The 17,697-nt window shown below is 37.4% G+C and carries 18 protein-coding genes and 1 pseudogene; 5 read left to right on the top strand and 14 right to left on the bottom strand.

All coding sequences use genetic code 11. From position 1 onward, the window contains the following. The first annotated feature begins 204 nt into the window (after nucleotides 1-204). Complete coding sequence (locus tag A2U94_RS21540) at nucleotides 205-366, top strand: hypothetical protein (protein ID WP_167556147.1); 162 nt, start codon at nucleotides 205-207, stop codon at nucleotides 364-366. Between the two features lie 92 nt (nucleotides 367-458). Here the strand turns inward: A2U94_RS21540 and A2U94_RS11090 are convergent, their stop codons facing one another. From A2U94_RS11090 to A2U94_RS11080, 3 genes are all read right to left on the bottom strand, one after another. Beyond that, nucleotides 459-872 carry a DUF4183 domain-containing protein gene (locus A2U94_RS11090; protein ID WP_025907684.1) on the bottom strand — a complete coding sequence of 138 codons (414 nt, stop codon included), beginning with the start codon at nucleotides 870-872 and terminating at the stop codon, nucleotides 459-461. Between the two features lie 18 nt (nucleotides 873-890). Further along, nucleotides 891-1,244, bottom strand: coding sequence for a DUF4183 domain-containing protein (locus A2U94_RS11085; protein ID WP_025907683.1), 354 nt, complete (start codon nucleotides 1,242-1,244; stop codon nucleotides 891-893). Nucleotides 1,245-1,316: 72 nt separating this feature from the next. After that, nucleotides 1,317-1,994, bottom strand: coding sequence for a class I SAM-dependent methyltransferase (locus tag A2U94_RS11080; protein WP_025907682.1), 678 nt, complete (start codon nucleotides 1,992-1,994; stop codon nucleotides 1,317-1,319). Between the two features lie 146 nt (nucleotides 1,995-2,140). On the opposite strand from A2U94_RS11080, the gene A2U94_RS11075 reads away from it, so the two are divergent. After that, nucleotides 2,141-2,362 carry a DUF3892 domain-containing protein gene (locus A2U94_RS11075; RefSeq protein ID WP_035319860.1) on the top strand — a complete coding sequence of 74 codons (222 nt, stop codon included), beginning with the start codon at nucleotides 2,141-2,143 and terminating at the stop codon, nucleotides 2,360-2,362. A 16-nt stretch (nucleotides 2,363-2,378) separates the two neighbouring features. Beyond that, nucleotides 2,379-2,525 carry a hypothetical protein gene (locus A2U94_RS21535; protein WP_197473397.1) on the top strand — a complete coding sequence of 49 codons (147 nt, stop codon included), beginning with the start codon at nucleotides 2,379-2,381 and terminating at the stop codon, nucleotides 2,523-2,525. A 122-nt stretch (nucleotides 2,526-2,647) separates the two neighbouring features. Here the strand turns inward: A2U94_RS21535 and A2U94_RS11070 are convergent, their stop codons facing one another. The 3 genes from A2U94_RS11070 to A2U94_RS11060 form a co-directional block, all read right to left on the bottom strand. Continuing rightward, complete coding sequence (locus A2U94_RS11070; RefSeq protein WP_025907680.1) at nucleotides 2,648-3,301, bottom strand: alpha/beta hydrolase-fold protein; 654 nt, start codon at nucleotides 3,299-3,301, stop codon at nucleotides 2,648-2,650. Nucleotides 3,302-3,374: 73 nt separating this feature from the next. Further along, nucleotides 3,375-4,529 (bottom strand): ROK family transcriptional regulator, encoded by a 1,155-nt coding sequence (locus A2U94_RS11065; RefSeq protein ID WP_025907679.1) that lies wholly within the window; start codon nucleotides 4,527-4,529, stop codon nucleotides 3,375-3,377. Nucleotides 4,530-4,575: 46 nt separating this feature from the next. After that, nucleotides 4,576-5,127: an extracellular solute-binding protein gene (locus A2U94_RS11060; RefSeq protein WP_025907678.1), complete on the bottom strand. Its 552-nt coding sequence runs from the start codon at nucleotides 5,125-5,127 to the stop codon at nucleotides 4,576-4,578. A 233-nt stretch (nucleotides 5,128-5,360) separates the two neighbouring features. On the opposite strand from A2U94_RS11060, the gene A2U94_RS11055 reads away from it, so the two are divergent. Further along, nucleotides 5,361-7,091, top strand: coding sequence for a glycoside hydrolase family 13 protein (locus A2U94_RS11055; RefSeq protein WP_025907677.1), 1,731 nt, complete (start codon nucleotides 5,361-5,363; stop codon nucleotides 7,089-7,091). 483 nt (nucleotides 7,092-7,574) lie between these two features. Here A2U94_RS11055 and A2U94_RS11050 read toward each other — a convergent pair whose 3' ends face one another. From A2U94_RS11050 to A2U94_RS11015, 8 genes and pseudogenes are all read right to left on the bottom strand, one after another. Next, nucleotides 7,575-8,450: a helix-turn-helix domain-containing protein gene (locus tag A2U94_RS11050; RefSeq protein WP_025907676.1), complete on the bottom strand. Its 876-nt coding sequence runs from the start codon at nucleotides 8,448-8,450 to the stop codon at nucleotides 7,575-7,577. A gap of 261 nt (nucleotides 8,451-8,711) precedes the next feature. Beyond that, nucleotides 8,712-9,803 (bottom strand): bifunctional diaminohydroxyphosphoribosylaminopyrimidine deaminase/5-amino-6-(5-phosphoribosylamino)uracil reductase RibD, encoded by a 1,092-nt coding sequence (ribD, locus tag A2U94_RS11045; protein WP_025907675.1) that lies wholly within the window; start codon nucleotides 9,801-9,803, stop codon nucleotides 8,712-8,714. Next, nucleotides 9,800-10,543, bottom strand: coding sequence for a GTP cyclohydrolase II (locus A2U94_RS11040; RefSeq protein WP_025907674.1), 744 nt, complete (start codon nucleotides 10,541-10,543; stop codon nucleotides 9,800-9,802). The genes ribD and A2U94_RS11040 overlap by 4 nt, the downstream gene beginning before the upstream one ends. A 283-nt stretch (nucleotides 10,544-10,826) precedes the next feature. Then, nucleotides 10,827-12,035: an MFS transporter gene (locus A2U94_RS11035; RefSeq protein WP_025907673.1), complete on the bottom strand. Its 1,209-nt coding sequence runs from the start codon at nucleotides 12,033-12,035 to the stop codon at nucleotides 10,827-10,829. A gap of 200 nt (nucleotides 12,036-12,235) precedes the next feature. Beyond that, nucleotides 12,236-12,601, bottom strand: a complete 366-nt coding sequence (locus tag A2U94_RS11030; RefSeq protein WP_025907672.1) for a DUF3221 domain-containing protein — start codon at nucleotides 12,599-12,601, stop codon at nucleotides 12,236-12,238. 405 nt (nucleotides 12,602-13,006) lie between these two features. Then, nucleotides 13,007-13,798, bottom strand: coding sequence for a SurA N-terminal domain-containing protein (locus A2U94_RS11025; RefSeq protein ID WP_025907671.1), 792 nt, complete (start codon nucleotides 13,796-13,798; stop codon nucleotides 13,007-13,009). Between the two features lie 226 nt (nucleotides 13,799-14,024). Next, nucleotides 14,025-14,228: pseudogene (locus A2U94_RS11020) on the bottom strand (staphylopine family metallophore export MFS transporter CntE); the annotation flags it as partial. Between the two features lie 415 nt (nucleotides 14,229-14,643). Further along, a complete protein-coding gene (locus tag A2U94_RS11015; RefSeq protein ID WP_025907669.1) occupies nucleotides 14,644-16,092 on the bottom strand; it encodes a DHA2 family efflux MFS transporter permease subunit in 1,449 nt (482 codons plus the stop codon). Nucleotides 16,093-16,468: 376 nt separating this feature from the next. Between A2U94_RS11015 and A2U94_RS11010 the strand changes: the two genes are divergently transcribed. Beyond that, nucleotides 16,469-17,638: a macrolide family glycosyltransferase gene (locus A2U94_RS11010; RefSeq protein ID WP_025907668.1), complete on the top strand. Its 1,170-nt coding sequence runs from the start codon at nucleotides 16,469-16,471 to the stop codon at nucleotides 17,636-17,638. The last annotated feature ends 59 nt before the right edge of the window (nucleotides 17,639-17,697 follow it).

Here is a 17,697-nt window from a genome sequence, read left to right as displayed (position 1 = left end):
GTACAGAAACCCACTTCAACTATTTTCTAAAAAAAGGAACGTAACCCGAGGTTTAATTTATGTAAATACAGAGTAAATACTATATAAAGAGACTTTTAACAGAATGATGTTAAATGAATCTGTTAATGATAAGCTGTATAGCTGTTTTATCAGCTCCTCATTCTACCTCAGAAGTCTTTACTGAAACGTTAGGGAGTTTTTAAAATGATTACAAAAAAAGAAGCGTTTCTATTTCATCATGAGTTAAATCGGTTGCTGGCAGATTATCGTAATTGTTCAAATTCAAACATTCGAGATGAGATTTACAAAGATATTCTGTTAATAACGAACGTCATCCACGAGTTTAAAGAAAAAAGCTTGCATTAGATACAGAGATTCCTTTCCTTTTATATAGGTTCACACACGTAGAAAAGGGAGTAACATCGGTTACTCCCTTTTTTTGCATATACGAAGTATGCTTACGTATTAATGATTGTATCAACGTCCAAGTTCGTAGTAGAAGTAGACGTTGAAGTTACATCTGCAAAATCATCAAGCTCTAATACTCCAGGAACACCAACCGGTACATCTGCACTGATTGTTACCTGCGCAGGAGTAATAACGCTTAGCCCGGCTTGTTGGAGTACTCCGTTGATATAAACGTTATACACATTATCTGCTGCCGGTGTAGGCAGTGCTGCAACGGGGTCTCCATTATCGTCTAAAAAGGAAGTAGCGGGAATGGTCGTTGTATCCCCCACTACCATTCCTGCGGTAACAATTGCCACAAATTTTAAAGAATCCGGACTTACCTCTGTGGTAGTCGTCGTATCAACTGTCCCCGTAACGTTGCTAGAAGCTGTAATAAAAAGCTTAATTAATTCAGCTGGCATATGTTCCTCACACCTTTCCTAAGGTTCAATTTTAATAAATTGTAGAATGAGGGGAACATGCTTTGCTGGAACGTCTGCAGATTTTAAAATAAGTACGCCTCTTTTTACTTCATATAAGGTAGCAGGCTGTAAAACTCCATTAACGAATAGATTAATGTATGACACATAACAAGGGTCCAAAATCATAGAGGTTGAGTGATCGATTACCGCATCCTTGTTGTTATATACGCGCTTTTCCCCATCAGATTGTGTACAAAATTGAGTCACGTTCACTTTTTGAGATAATTTAAACCATTTTTCAACTCGCCCTATTTCAGGAAGCATTAAACGAGGTCGACTTTCCTTTGTTATGTCATGTTTTTTTCGCTCCACGTTCATCCCTCTTTAATCTGACAATCTTACTTCATTGGTATGTTGAATTACATTTGTCTTATGTTATCTTTTTTACATTTTCTTCAATATAAATAACCACAAAAAGGTTAAAGACTGCTTCAGTTTAGGGGACAATGATACAATTGTTTCTTGATTAACTCCTTTTTTATATACACCTTCACCACCTATAACCTCCCAACCATTTTCAGAGGCAAGCTGTTCAAACTCCCACGGCATCATGGTGTTACAGATGACGTTCTCTCCGTATAAGCGTCGGTAGCTATTTGTTCTTGGTTGTGCTGTCGGCCCTAAGATACCTACACATGCGTGTCCTTGTGGTTTCACTATTCGTTTAATTTCATTTAATGCTTCTAATGGCTGTTCTGTCCATTCAAGTACATTAATGACGACTACACCATCTGCTAAATCATCATCAAAAGGTAAATCCATCACATCTGCTGCTTCAAACGTAGCAACATCCTGATGTAATTCTTTTGCCTTTTCAATCATCTCTGTTGATAAATCAACTCCAAATGCTTTGTACCCTGCTTCTGCTAACAGCCTCGTTCCGTATCCGTCACCACACCCAATATCTATGACGATACCATCTTTCTTAATGTGCTGTTGAACTAAAGGGATAACTCCTTTTCTACTGCCGCTTTTCCACATATTTTCACTCTTTTGATTCCAAAACGAAACCTTTTCATTCCACTGTGAATGCGCTTCTTTATGCCAGTTAAATGTTGTCATCTATGTACCTCCTACTATAAATATTTCATTGTTATGTTATTCGTGATGAAAGCCTCTTTACCTTTTAAAACGAATAAAAGTCTTTATGTTAGCCATGCTAAAACTGTGTAGGTTTCTTCATAATCATAACTAAGAGGGTGAAAAGCATGGATCGATTTATTGCGGTTCGTAAAAATGATAAGGGAAACTTAACCGAATTTAAAACACAGACTGGTCAAGTATTAAGCTACGATGAAGCAATGAAACGCGTAACAGCAGGTGAAATCGAACACGTTACAACGTTTATTGGAAAAGATGGCGATACATATATTCGCAGCGTTCCAGACCGGGATGAAACAAACAACTTAGATTCATTACCAACTTTTTAAAAGGAGAATGATGATTATGACAAAGAAAAACAATAAGGGTAGTGCAAATCAAAGCAATCCGAAAATTCAGCATCAAATGGTTGAAATGGGCGAAGAAATTACAAGCGGAGATAATTCAAAAGGAAATAAGCGTAACAAAGATCAAAATAGCAAAACAAATTAATAGGACATAAAAAGCAAGGATCCAAACGGACCCTTGCTTTTTACAACCACCTTTTTACCTTGAACTTTTTATGAAGTGGATGTGTAATTATTATACGATGATGAATCGGAGCACCATAATCGTCAACTTTCTCCTTTGCCATCATCTAAGTAAAGACGAAAACCCAATCCAGTATCAATAGGTAGTATAAACCGATTATAGAAATGGTGAGAATCCACCTTCTTAAGAGGTAAATCGGCGTAAACCCTTAATGCATCTAACAATGCATCTTTGCTGTTCACTTGAATGGAAACGGGCACTCTATCAGATAGGTAATCTACGATTTCAATTTCTTTTGAGCTTACTATTCCTTCACTCTGAAACTGAACAACGGTTTTGCCCACAGACTTAGGGATAATCGTTCCATCTTTCGCAATTGAAACGATGCGTTCATTCTCAACTTGATATTCTCCTTTCGGTTGAATGCAAGCAAGAGCTGGAGGGACTTGCACACTATATTCATTCGCTCGCTCTTCTTTCATATTTTCAATTCCAACAATAATAATTTCTTGCATTTTCCCCTGCTCAACAAGTCTATTTACCACATGATGAACGTTCCATAATTGGCCGTTGAAGGCTGGATGAAAAATATTTTGACCATCGTGCATATAGAGAACGGGATACTTGGTGTCTTGTGCTTGTTCATAACTAGGTGGTAAATAAACATACAAATTACGTTCGTTCTGCAAATGAATAGATTTAAAATTTGAAATTTCAACAATTGAATGCTCACTCAAACTAATTCCCTTTTTATATTAATTCATTAAATTAAATAATATATTTAAAAGAAAAGAGCGCTTTTCACACCCTTTATACTTGTTTTTGATACACGCTATACCATAACGCTAAGCTACCGGCACCAATAATCTCGACATATTCTCCAAGTTCGGATGAAATAACTTCCACTTCCTCCTTACGAGCTAAGAAAGATCGCTCATTCACTTCCTGTTTAATAATTGACGTTAGATCAACGCCAGCAAGGGTTAATGGACCAGACACAACAATTTTTTTAAGGTGAACCATATTCACAAACGAAGCCAGAACGACCGCTATTCGCTCAGCTGCTTTTTCAACAACGCGCCTAGCTTTACCCTCTTGATTGGCTACTCGCTGTAGCACTTCTTGGATATCTTGTGCCTGTAGTTCTTCTACAATGGCTTGCTCTGATGCATATTGATTGAGACAGCCGCTGCTTCCGCACCAACATGGCTTTCCATCTGGCAGGTATGTCATATGGCCGAACTCACCTGCTCCTGTTAACCCACTGCGATATAATTCGCTTTTCAACACTAAGCTTGCTCCGATACGATATCCAAGGTACAAACACATAAAATCAGCAACTTGCTTTCCTTGTCCAAACATCTTTTCTGCTAAAGTTAAGGCACTTACGTTATTATCAAAATAAATAGGAAGCTTTAACTTCTGCTTTAGATATTGCACAATGGGCACATCAGGCCAACCAATTATATCGTTTCCTAAAAGCTTACCTTCTTTCAAATCAACTGCTCCCAATGAGCCGATCCCGATGCTCGCTACGTCTACTTCTTGCGCATTAATATACTCACTAATTCTACGTGCCACAAACTCTAAATACTCTTCCAGGTTAAAATCTGCTGGAACAGGAACCACTTGAATATTACGCGTCTCTCCTTTTAGGTTTACCAACCCCACTCGGATTGTCTCCATACTAATGTGAACTCCAACTGCCCAATAAGCATCGCCTTGTAAATCCAACGCGATGGATTTTCGCCCTACTCGCTTTGTTCCTTCTTGAACATCTCCGCGCTCAATGATAAAGCCTTCCTGGATCAATTCAGCTGTAATATAAGTAATTGTTGCTGGTGTTAGCTGTGTAATCTCAGCAATTTTCTGTCTCGACATCGGTCCGTTTTGCAGCAAAACTCTGAGTACCAATGACTGATTTAACTGTTTTGTTCGCGCTGTATTTTGACCTTTTAATACCATATCTCTCTATCTCCTATTACATCTTTGTATTTACTGGTATTTTTTATTATACCATGCACGCATTGAAATAATAGCGCCACTTTCCCTTCTGAAAAAGCGCTTCTAAGGTAGAGCCACCATTTTCACCAATAATAGCTTTTGGAAACAAGTTTTCGTTGTACCATTTTGAGATATAGCTGACCCCATCTATCGCCCCATCACTATGTAGTCCAATATCAGTTGGATCTAGCGATTGCTTCTCTTGTTTAAACACATAGCTTCCCATACCGCTCAATACAGCATTGGCAAAATAAAAATTATCCCATGGAGCCAAGAAACCGTATTGCCCTGCGTTTTGATTAGATTTTGAAATTTCGTAAAGTTCATTCATCGTTTTGGGCGCCTTCTTCATAAGGTCTTTATTATATAGAAAAATAGGCGTTTCAATAGCTTTTGGTAGTCCGTAAAGTTTCCCAGCATAAGATTCTGCTTGGATTGATTGTTCTGTAAATGCCGATACAATTGATGACTCTACTTTCACGGGTGCAATGACACCTTCTAGTGCTAGCTGACCAATTTGATCATGAGGTAAAGCTGCAATGATTTTCTTTATCTTCATAATAAAACCCCCTACTCAACAATTAATTAATTGTTTTAATTAATAAGTTTATGGTTCATCATTATAATTCGGTTTTTTCATTCTCGCAAGCACTTACACCATCTTTTTTTATGATATTTTAAATCGAATACCCTTTCATTTCTATTGACACATCCTAAAATTACTCATAATATAAAGTTGTTATTAATATTAATTAAACAAATTAATAAATTAAATTTGAAAGGATGTTTTTAATGCTTCGTTCTTCTATTTATCATCGTCCGAAAAATAATTTCGCGTACGCATACGATGAAGAAACTCTACATATCCGATTGCAGGCTCAAAAAGGAGATCTCCAAGATGTGACTCTTATTCATGGTGACCCTTACATATGGGAAAACGGTGAATGGATTTATTCAACAAGTTCTATGAAGCTTGTAGGTTCTGATGACTTGTTCGATTATTGGCAGGCTATCATTCGTCCTCCACATGCTCGCTTACGATACGGATTTATTTGCAACGATGGAAAAGAATCTTTAACGTATACGGAAAGAGGATTTTTTGAAGATGTTCCTACCCATTGTCACTACTATTTTGCTTTTCCATTTTTAAATAAAATAGATGTTTTTTCCTCTCCTTCATGGGTAAAAGACACGGTTTGGTATCAAATTTTTCCTGAGCGTTTTGGGAATGGAAATCCAAAGTTAAACCCAACGAACACCTTATCATGGGGAGAAACACCTACTCAAAGCAGCTTTTTTGGTGGCGATTTTGAAGGGGTCATTAATCATCTCGATCACCTTATTGAACTAGGAATTAACGGCATTTATTTCACACCTATTTTTAAAGCAATGACCAACCATAAATACGATACAATTGATTATTTTGAAATTGATCCACATTTTGGAGATAAAGAGACATTTAAGCGACTTGTAGACGAATGTCACAAACGCGATATTAAAATCATGCTTGACGCCGTCTTCAATCATAGCGGCTACTATTTTGAACCGTTTCAAGACGTTATTAAATACGGTGAAAGCTCGAAATACAAGGATTGGTTTCACATTGCCAAATTCCCGCTTAATCCAGGAAACCAGCTATCTTATCGTACGTTTTCCTTTGAGCCAACCATGCCAAAGTTAAATACAGAAAATAAAGATGTGCAAAATTATTTACTAGAAGTAGCAGAGTATTGGATTCGAGAATTTGATATTGACGGATGGAGATTAGATGTAGCGAATGAAGTAGATCACCATTTTTGGCGATTGTTCCGCAACCGAGTAAAAGCAATTAAACCGGACGCATATATCCTAGGTGAAATTTGGCATGATGCAATGCCTTGGCTGCAGGGAGATCAATTTGATGCTGTGATGAATTACCGCTTTACAAACGCAGCGATTGACTTTTTTGCAAAAAAACAAACTACCGTAGAGCAATTCCAAAACGAACTGGTTCACGTGTTGCAATCTTATCCGCAGCACGTAAACGAGGTTGCTTTTAACCTGTTAGGTAGCCACGATACAGCGCGAATTTTAACCGTATGTGAAGAAGATACAAATCGTTTAAAGCTGCTTTATTTGTTCCAACTTTCCTTCACTGGAACACCTTGTATTTATTACGGTGACGAAATTGGCATGACAGGTGGAGATGACCCCTTATGCCGTAAGTGTATGGAATGGGATGAAAACAAACAGGACCTTGAATTATTTCATTTTGTTCAAAAACTTATTTCACTTCGTCAACAAAGCCCAGCTTTCTCCAAGGGAGAATTCTCGTTCCATGCTATAAATGAGTCTCTTGTAAGCTATCGCAAAACGCTTGGTGATGAAGAGCTACTCATTATCATTAATCCAACAAACCGTTCATTAAAGGTTAAATTTCCTACTTCATTTGCTGACAGCATTGATTTATGGACAAATAAGCACGTATCAAACGATTTGATGTTAAACGAAAATGAATTTGTGATTATGCGTAAAATGAAATAACCGAAATGGCCATGATGATAGTCATGGCTTTTCGGTTATTTCATTTTAACTTTTATAGACTTCACCTTAATTAACGAGAACAACAAAAAACAAGCCCAACCAAGAACAGGTTGGGCTTAATTCATACATTTATTTCATAGAGGGGGTCTACTGAAAAAAGCTCTACAGCGGACTTATTATTGTGATATTGAGAAAATCGTTATAATCAATGTTGGTTCGGTAACCCTAAAGTTGTTACTTGACTTTCCTGAGTTACTGCACCAACTGATGCTACACCTGCCACCAATGTAAATGCTAATGTTAATCCTACTAATAATTTTTTCATAGATATTTCCTCCCCTTATTGTGATTAATGTTAGTGTAGCATAAGATTTTTTTTCGTGAATTTGATGATATGGGCGAATATACCTGTTTAAACGGGCTTATTCTTCTAATTCGCCTTATTTTCTCAATAATTATAATAATAGGAATATTTTTGTTTTTTCATACGAAAAGTTCATTAATTTCACTTTTCACTAACTCCGTGAACTTTTCATTCCTTTGTAACTGGAAGATATGGACGGATTTCTCTAAGTATTCTTTCCCTTGCTTAACTCTTCCAAGCTTTATTAAGTTTTCACCAGTTTGGTAGTGAAGTTCACCAAATAAATACATGGACTCATTGGTTATGCAAAGATCGATCCCTCTACTGCTGTAGGTAATCGACTCTTCGTACTGTTTCATATCAGCTAATGTTTTCGATAATCCATATAAAATACGAACCTTCAGCATCTCTTGACGAATTTGTGGAAGTGCCGTTATATGCTTTAGCGCTTGTCTATATAGTTCTTCTGCATTTTCATATTCTTTTTCTTCATGATAAATGATAGCTACGCTGTTTAAAATCTCAATTTCTTTTTCTTTATAAAACGTCTTCGACTGCTTGGTATAGTCAATCGCTTCGTATAAAAGATTGAATGCTTTCTCTTTTTGCTTATGCAAGTAATACGTACAAATTCCTTCATGCCACGTTAAAAACTGCTTATTTAGCGTTGGTTGAAACAATGGACTTTCTTTTTCCTTCTTTATAATATGGTCAATCGCCTCATAGTCTCTTTGGCGAATATATTGACGGATAAGTGATTTTACTGCATCCACATAATCTAATCGGGGAGATTCAACTGTATCAAAAAAATAGTTTACATCTACGCCCAAACGCTTTGATAGCTTATACAGCGTAATGCTAGAAGGATACTCTTCACCATTTTCAATTTTGCTAATCTGCGCTTGGGTACAAATATCTTTTGCTAATTCTTGTTGAGTTAGCTCCGCCATTTTTCGAAGTTCTCTCATGACACGCCCAATTCTGTACTCTCTCATCTCATTCCTCACCCTTATATAAAATTTCAACCAATAGTATGTGTTTCTCTTTTTCTTAAGCAAATTCCTTTATCTAAAGACATAAAATCCGCTTTCCAAGACGTTTATAGGTCCTTGTATCAAAATAAACGATAAAACACAATATAAGTTTCGCAAATTTCACAAAATAAGCTACTGACTGTCGAAACCATATATAAAAAACCTGCATCTTGCTGTTAGAATACGCCTAACAGCTAAGATGCAGGTTATAAGAGCCAGCTTTTATTCATAGATTGGATACGCGCTAAATTTATAATCTCTGCCCAGTTGTGTTACGGTAACATGCTCAAACTCTAGTGCGTCTGACATTTTCTCAGCACCCTTTCCTTCCACAAAAGTAGGAGCATCTTCACCTCCAGCAATCTTTGGTGCCACGTAAAGCTCGAGCTTATTAATTAGCTGTTGTTCAATAAAGGATGCGTTCACTTGTCCTCCACCTTCAATTAAAAGAGAAGAAACCGAATGCTCACCCACTATTTCAAGCATTTGAGATAAGTTCACATGCTTTTCACCGCTTGTGACAAAGACTTTTACACCTTGTTCTTCAAGAGATTTTCTTTTTCTATCATCATAATTACTCGTTGTAAAAATCCACGTTGGCGCTTGTTTATCCGTCACTACTTTTGCGTCCAGCGGCGTTCTTAGCTTTGAATCCAACACGATGCGAATTGGATTGCGACCACCTTCAAGACGAGTTGTTAATGATGGATTATCTTCAATAACTGTTTGAACCCCGACTAGAATTGCACCTGTTTCGTGACGAAGTTGATGAACATCTTTTCTAGCATCTTCTGACGTAATCCATTTGCTGTGAGAAGACGCCGTTGCAATTTTGCCATCTAGCGTAATGGCAGATTTTAAAATAACAAACGGCTTTTTTACCGTAATGAAGTGATTAAACACCTCGTTCATTTGACGAGATGCTTCTTCACATATCCCCACTTCAACTTCAATGCCCGCATTCTTTAAAATACTTACTCCTCGTCCTGCCACAAGTGGGTTTGGGTCAAGCGTAGCAATGACGACTTTTGACACTTCTGCTCGAACAAGCGCTTCTGCGCAAGGACCGGTGCGACCATGGTGGGAACACGGTTCTAACGTAACATATGCCGTGCTTCCCTTTGCTAACTCACCGGCCATATTTAAAGCATGAATTTCAGCATGAGGACCCCCCGCTTTTAAATGCGTACCAATTCCTACAATGCGGTTATCATTTACAATCACGCATCCAACAAGTGGATTAGGGTCCGTTTGCCCTTTTGTAGCCTTTGCATTTTGAATTGCAATGTTCATGTAAAATTCGTGACTAATCAAACCAGTACCTCCTCACCTAAGTGACCGGAGCGCTGCACTTTTGTTTGAAGATATTTTTCATTAAACTCTGATACGTCTCCCCAAAGTGGAATACGGCCAGATAATGAAGCACCGTTCTCTTCTAATGCCGTAAGCTTTTTTGGGTTATTTGTAATTAAAATAACCGGCTTTCTACGAATCTGCTTTAGCACGCTGATTGCTTCTTTATATTGACGAGTATCATCAGCGAACCCTAACTCTTCGTTCGCTTCAACCGTATCAAACCCATTTTCTTGAAGCACGTAAGCCATCGCTTTACTAAATAAGCCAATTCCTCTTCCTTCATGATTTGCTAAATAAAATAAGGCACCCGCTCCGTTTTCTGTAATCATCTTCATGGATTGTTTCAACTGGAATCCGCAGTCGCAACGCTTGCTTCCAAAAATATCACCTGTATGACAAATACTGTGCATGCGAATTAATGCTTGATCCGCTTCTTTAAAGTCTCCATATACAAGTACGCTAGACTGCTGTAAATCAGCTAAATTAGCAGAATTCACCTGTTCAACTAGCTCTTCTAAGCTAAGTTCTCCTTGTTCCACATCATCCGAACGTAACCAAGAATACCATTGAAAGATTTTAGTTTCTCCTTCTAAGTTAACCGGTAAACGAATTGGTCCTACAACGTATATATAATGATCTTGATTATTAATGACATTTACTTTATCTTTTAGTGCATCTATCACTTTTTCATTTAACATATTGGTTCCTCCTGACAATCACATTACATTCTTATTTTAAACTAATTAATGTCATCCTTCCAATTTAGATGCTTTACATTCCATTTAGTTACTTTTTGTAAGTTAATTTAATTATAAAAGTTACATTTATATTTGTAAATCATTTTATCTCAAAGTAAATAATTTGAACACTATTTATTACGCGTCAATGTGCTATATATAATTTTACAAGGGTAAGGAAACGAAAGAAAAGCACAGCGAATAATTTCTTCACTGTGCTTTTTTAAGCTTTTTCACCAATTTTTTATTTATTTACTATCTGTTTTTCCAACGCTACCCTAGAGGTAACTTTCGAATAGCGACCGTGCAGAGCATAATAAACTACAAGTGCCATCACACCAATAATAGCACACACACCGTACATTCCTTGATAACCAATTGAACCAGAGACAACCGCTAATACAGAGGATCCCACTCCCAATCCTGAATCAAATAAAACAAAGAACGTAGCTGTGGCAACTCCACGACGCTGCGGTGGTGATACTTTTATTGCAATAGATTGTAAGCTTGATGTTAACGTTCCAAACCCAATTCCAATCAAGCCACCAGCTAGTAGGAAAGTCGTCCCTGAAGACGCTTGACTGATAAGAAATACACCGATTGTAAACAGTAGAATGGCTGGATAAACAACGAAGTTCTCACCATAGCGGTCAAACCATTTTCCTGTAAATGGACGAGACAATAATAAACAAACCGCATACACAACAAAGAAATAGCTTGCTACGCTTGTGAAGTTCATCTCTTTAGCAAAGACAGACACAAACGAAATAATGCTTGCGTACGCAAATGAAAGCACAAAGCCAGCTAATGCAATTGGAAGTGCTTTGAATTCAAATAGGCTTGCTAGGAAAGATGCCTTCACTTTTGTAGAGCTTTTCACCATTTTTAGCGTTGGAACTTTTAGCACCAAGCTACATAATAACCCTAACACTGATGCTACAATTGCTACTGTAAAAACAGCTGAATGCCCAGATGCTTCGATTAGTGTTAATCCCATAAACGGTCCAATTACCATCGCTAGGTTCATAAATGTAGCAAAGTAGCCCATTCCTTCTCCACGACGATCATCAGGAATAACGTTTGCTACAATTCCCCCAGTAGCTGTTGTTGCCATTCCAAACCCAATTCCGTGCAATACGCGAAGCAGCAGCAAACTTGAAAGTGAATTGATTTGACTATATAAAACCGAACCAATTAAAAAAAGCACCGCTCCAATGACTAGAATTCTCTTTTGACCAAAGGTAATCATCCATTTTCCAGAGAGCGGGCGAAAAATAATAGCTGAAATTAAAAACACTGTAACAATAAGTCCTAAACTCCCTTTATCTGCTTGTAAAATGTCTGTAGCATATAAAGGAAGCGTAACTGTCATCATATAAAAAACAACAAAAATAAAAAAGCTCGTCATCGAGACGGCTACAAAATCTTTCGTCCATAGCTTTGACTTACTCATTTCATTCCTTCCTTTCCTTTAAACAATTATCATGTTAATTTCCATAAAAATAATTAGTGTACAAATTATATGAACTAAAACTATTATAGTGATAATTTCCTTTTATGTCAATTCACTTTTTGGTATCCTCACTTCTGTTTCCAGCTTCTCACAAAACAGCCAGGCAAAGCGGATCACGTGCTTTCCACTTTACCTGGCTGTTAATTACCTTCTTTAATCACTTGAATTTCTTCCGCATTCCCTTTTGCTGGGACTGTGTACTTGACGCTTTCACCTTTCTTTAACCATGCTTTCACTAGTTGACCTTTTTTGTAGGTAACAGATGAATCAGGCACCTTTAAGTAAATAGGCTGAATGGTATCATCACCTAATACTTCGTTTGTCGTATAATTAAGCGCTACGTCCCTAGGAATGACGTTCGCAACTAAAATTTCATCCTCTTTCACTTCCATGATGCGACCTTGGATTACGTACCCTTTGTTATCTTCACTTTGCTGACTTGAGCACCCTATTAAAATCATAATAAAGCTTATTAACCCTATGAATGCAAGAACCTGTTTTTTCATCGTTTTTATCTACTCCTATTTTAAGGCTCTTTTTATTATAACGTGTTTTTTACCCTTTTTTCCAATTAATCAAAGAGTTTAGGCCATAACAAAATGATTGCTTCTAAAAGACGAACAATAGCTGTTCCCATCTCTTTAGTTTGTCTCAACACGTTCGTTCCATTGCGCTACGGCCACTCGCTTTCCGCGGGGAGGAACCTGAGCTTCCTCGCTGCGCTGCGGGATCTCCGTTTTCCCTCGCTTTCCCGCAGGAGTCGAGTGTCCTACGCTCCATTCCACCCTGTTTCCAACATTGTTTTCACAATTAACAAAAAACCTGAACGATTAAAAGTTATGAACTCTCAATCGTTCAGGTATAGTAGAGGCTGAACTACTTATGTCTCAGTCTCTTTGCATTACTTTAGGTTAAATTTTCACATCAACTTTTGCTTCTTTTTTCAGCTTTTCAACTTGTTCGCCTACTTTTTCTTGCTTCTTCTGTTGTTCAAGCTGGCCTTTGATTTGATCTTTTATTTCTTCATATTTTGGAAGTTGCTGCTGTTGCTCTGACCCTGCACTTTCTGCTTGCTTCGCATATTGGTCATAGTACTCTTTCACTTCTTTATCTGTTACTTCTTCAGCCTTAATTTCTTTTTCTACATATTTATTGTACTGAATGCTTTCACCCAACTGTTCTTTTAATTGATCCATATTAAGACCTGCTTGCTTTAATACATTGTTAAATTCTTTTTCAGAATCATACTGCTTCTTAGCATCTTCAATTTGCTTATTAATTTCGTCTTCTGATGCTTTATAACCCTTTTCCGTTGCATCTTGAATGAGCAGCGTTTGTCCTACTAAGCTATCGATTGTTTGATTTTTAACCTGCTTAGCTGCATCTTTTGTTGTTGGGTCTTGCCCCATTTGCTGCATTTGCATTTGAGATGTTTGAAGCACTTGGTTATATTCAGATCCTAAAATCTTTTCGTCATTTACAAGCGCTACGGTTTTCTTTTCATCTACCTGCTGCTTTTCTAATTTCTCCTGCATTTCTTTCATTTGCTTTTCTTGTTCTTTTGTTTGTTCCTGCTGCTCTTCCGTTTGAGCTGTTTTCGAATCTTCTTTTTTATCAGCACTGTCGCTAGCATCGTTTGAGCCACATGCTGCAAGGGCTACGGAAAGTAGTCCAATGATGAAAGGGTATTTCAATTTCTTCATAGCTAATAGAGCTCCTTTCGTCTTTTCAAAGAATTGCTTTCGTTTAGAAAACATCTTGAGGGCATTGTATCGAACATGCTTCTAAAAAGAAAGTAATTCGATCAATTTTACATATCTGTAACAGTATTGAAAAGATTCGTCATTTTATACACCTTAGCTGAAAAAGATGGTAAAAACTTACCAAATCAATATGTATAACATATCACACTCTATGGAATAAGCGTATTTAATTAACAAATTGGTTACGCTTGTCATAAGAAAATAGAATCATTAAAGCACCTAATCCTGCACAAACCGTGTACATGACCGGATAGGATAAAGCATCCGCAACGGGTCCCATAACCACACTGCCCAATGAAACACCTAAATCTGCTGTAGCGATAAATAATCCAAGAAGAACGTTTCGATTAGTAGCTGGCAATACAAAACTTCATTTTCTTTTCACAAATAAAGGAAGCTAGGCCATTAAACCCAGCTTCCTTTTCATTTCTTATCTAAATTCTCTTGTTCTTGCCTCTTTCAAACCTTCTTGTAAATAATAAAAAAATCTTAATTTCATTTTGTTTTCTATTTTCAAACCTTTAACTCTTCCTTGACTTTTTCTTCTTTCGAAACAATTGTAGTGACTTTTACCTCTTCTTCAGCTTTACCTGTTTCGTTCACTGGACTTTCTCTTGGAGAATTAGATGTAGTAGTGAGTAAGCTGATATGGAAACCAGCAGTATTATATTGATTATTTTTTGGACATGTAACCCCGCCTTTACATATACTTGAATTTTATTTATTTTTTACTTTTATACAAATAAAAAAGAGCAGTTCGATTTTGAACTACTCTTTTCATCATGTTAATGTGCTTGCTCTTGATTATCTACAATAATTCGCTTAATAAAGAACGAAATAATCAAGCCAACAACAGCGACGATCGCACCAAAGATAAAAGCGTTTTGAACACCATTGGTAAACGCAAGCACTGCATTTAATGGATCTGTTGGGTCTGATACAGATTCCATAAAACTTCTAGAACCTGACGATAAAATTGAAATTGCAACCGCTGTTCCTACTGCACCTGCTACTTGCTGCAGCGTATTCATAATTGCTGTACCGTGTGGATAAAGCTCTGGTGGCAGCTCGTTTAAACCATTTGTTTGAGCCGGCATCATAATCATGGAAACGCCAATCATAAGGGCAATATGCAAAGCAACAATAAGCGCTGTTGACGTTTCAAGTGAAATCGTTGAAAAGCCAAACATTGTCGCTACTACAATAATAAGACCAGGAATAACTAACCACTTAGGGCCAAAACGGTCGAATAGTCCACCCATTACAGGTGAAAGAAGTCCGTTCACAATTCCTCCTGGAAGAAGCATTAATCCGGCTGCAAATGTTGATAGAGCTAATGATGTTTGTAAGTATAACGGTAAAATCATCATGGATGACAAAATAACCATCATCGAAACTAAAATTAAGAGAAGCCCAATAACAAACATTGGGTACTTAAATGCTGTTAAATCAAGCATTGGTTCTTTCATTTTCACTTGACGAATTGAAAAGACTATCAAACCTAAAATCCCAACTACAAGGGCAATAATCACTTCGGTACTTCCCCAGCCACCGCCTTCTCCAGCGCTGCTAAAGCCGTACACAATGCCACCAAAGCCAATTGTTGAAAGAATAATGGACAAGATATCAATTTTTGGCTTTGTTGGTGTTGTAATGTTTTGCATAAAAAATGATCCAAACACCAAAGCCACAAGTAGTAATGGCAGCGAAATCCAGAAAATCCAGTGCCACGTAAGTGTTTTTAAAATCAGACCTGATACTGTTGGACCAACCGCTGGTGCAAACATAATCACAAGACCGATAATCCCCATCGCTCTTCCGCGTTTATGAGGCGAAATAATGACCAAAATGGTATTAAACATTAGGGGTAAAAGAAGAGCTGTTCCAATGGCTTGCACCACGCGAGCAATCATTAATACACTAAATGTTGGTGCGATTGCGGCGATAAACGTTCCAATAATGGAAAAGATAAGCGACGCAGTAAATAGCTGTCTTGTTGTAAACCATTGAAGAATGAAGCCTGAAATTGGTACTAAAATACCAAGCGTTAATAAGTATCCTGTTGTAAGCCACTGTGCTGTTGTCTCATGAATACCAAAGCCAATAATTAAGTCACGAAGAGCCATGTTTAAAGCTGTTTCACTGAATAGTCCGATGAACCCAGCGATTAGAAACGAAGCAATAATCGGCAAAGCTTTTACGTTAGGAGTTTGTGCAGCCTGCTGGTTACTCATAGTTAATTCCTCCCTCTTACTATCTTTTTATAAGTACATAACAGTATATAAGTAATGTCCTCAGCCTAAAGAAATATACCATTTATAGGATTATCATACAAGTTTAATGTTTGTAATTTCTTAAACTTTACTTTTTCTTTATTATACCCACTTCTTTCACTTAAACTATTACTATTGACTCATTTTTCCTATGCCAAACAAATCATTTATACTGGATACCGTTACCATAACAACCATATTTATTGCACCCTTTCAAAAAGTATGATAAAAATGTTTCCATTGCCTACCATTTATTTATGAATGGGGAGCTTATTACATTTGCTTAAAATCATCATCTAATAGATTTTAAGTATATAGATAAGGAGCCGTGGTTTAAGTGGCAAACATTTTAATGGTTAATTTCCCTGCAGAAGGACATGTCAATCCTACTATTGGTATTGTAAAAGCTTTTACAGAAAGAGGTGATAGCGTCCACTATATTACAGCTGGAAAATTCAAGGAACGCTTAGAAGGTGCAGGAGCAACCGTCCACCTTCAGCCTGATTTATTAAGCAAACTGCAAATTGATACGTATTCAACACAAGGGTTACATACCTTTTTAAACGTGAATATTCAAAACTCCATGGATACGTTAGAAGTGACAAAGAAGTTATCTGAGACATTTATATTTGATTTTGTATTTTACGAAAAATTTGGTGCTGGCCAGCTTGTAAGAGACTACTTACAAATTCCTGGCGTGTGCTCATCAGCCTCCTTTTTATTTCCAGAGGAATTTCACAAAAACATGCCTCTATCTCACTTACAACCAAATGAAGAAGCGCTAAATCTTCTTGAAAAAATGAAGACGCAGTACGGTGTGGAACCAGAAAATATCCAGCAGTTTATGAACAATTCTGCTGATTTAACATTTGTGTTTACGAGCTCATATTTCCAGCCTAACAATGAGCAATTTGATGAATCGAAGGTCTTCATCGGTCCGACTTTTCCTAATCGTGCTGATAAGGATAACTTTCCTATTGACATGTTAAAGAACGAACAAGTTCTGTTTATCTCAATGGGAACCGTACTTGATCACACTGAAGAGTTTTTTAACATGTGCATTGATGCCTTTGCAAACTTCGATGGTAAAGTTGTCATCGCTGCAGGTGAACGAGCTGACATGAATCAAATTAAAGAAGCACCTGAAAACTTTATCATTTCCGCTTACGTGCCTCAGCTCAAGGTCCTTGAGCACGCAGATGTGTTTATTACGCACGGAGGCATGAACAGCGTAAATGAAGCTATTCATTTTAACGTTCCGATGGTGGTCATCCCGCATGATAAAGACCAGCCGATGGTCGCCCAGCGCTTAACAGAACTAGAAGCGGGATACAGATTGCAAAAAGAGCACGTCAATTCAAACACGCTCAAAAAAGCGGTAAACGAAGTGCTTGCTAATGAGCAATACAAAGAAGGTATTCAAACCATTAACCGAAGCTTTCAAGAGTGTGGCGGTGCTAGAGAAGCGGTCCATATCATTGATCGATTTATTGCGCGTGAATTGTAATGAAAGCCTGCACCCTTAGCGTTGGATGCAGGCTTTTTTGAGTAATTCATTCATCTTTC

It is taken from the genome of Bacillus sp. VT 712 (assembly GCF_001614195.1).
Taxonomy (GTDB): Bacteria; Bacillota; Bacilli; order Bacillales; family Bacillaceae_H; genus Priestia; species Priestia flexa.
Note: the sequence above shows the minus strand (reverse complement) of the source record. Positions and strands in the feature narration are given on the sequence as shown.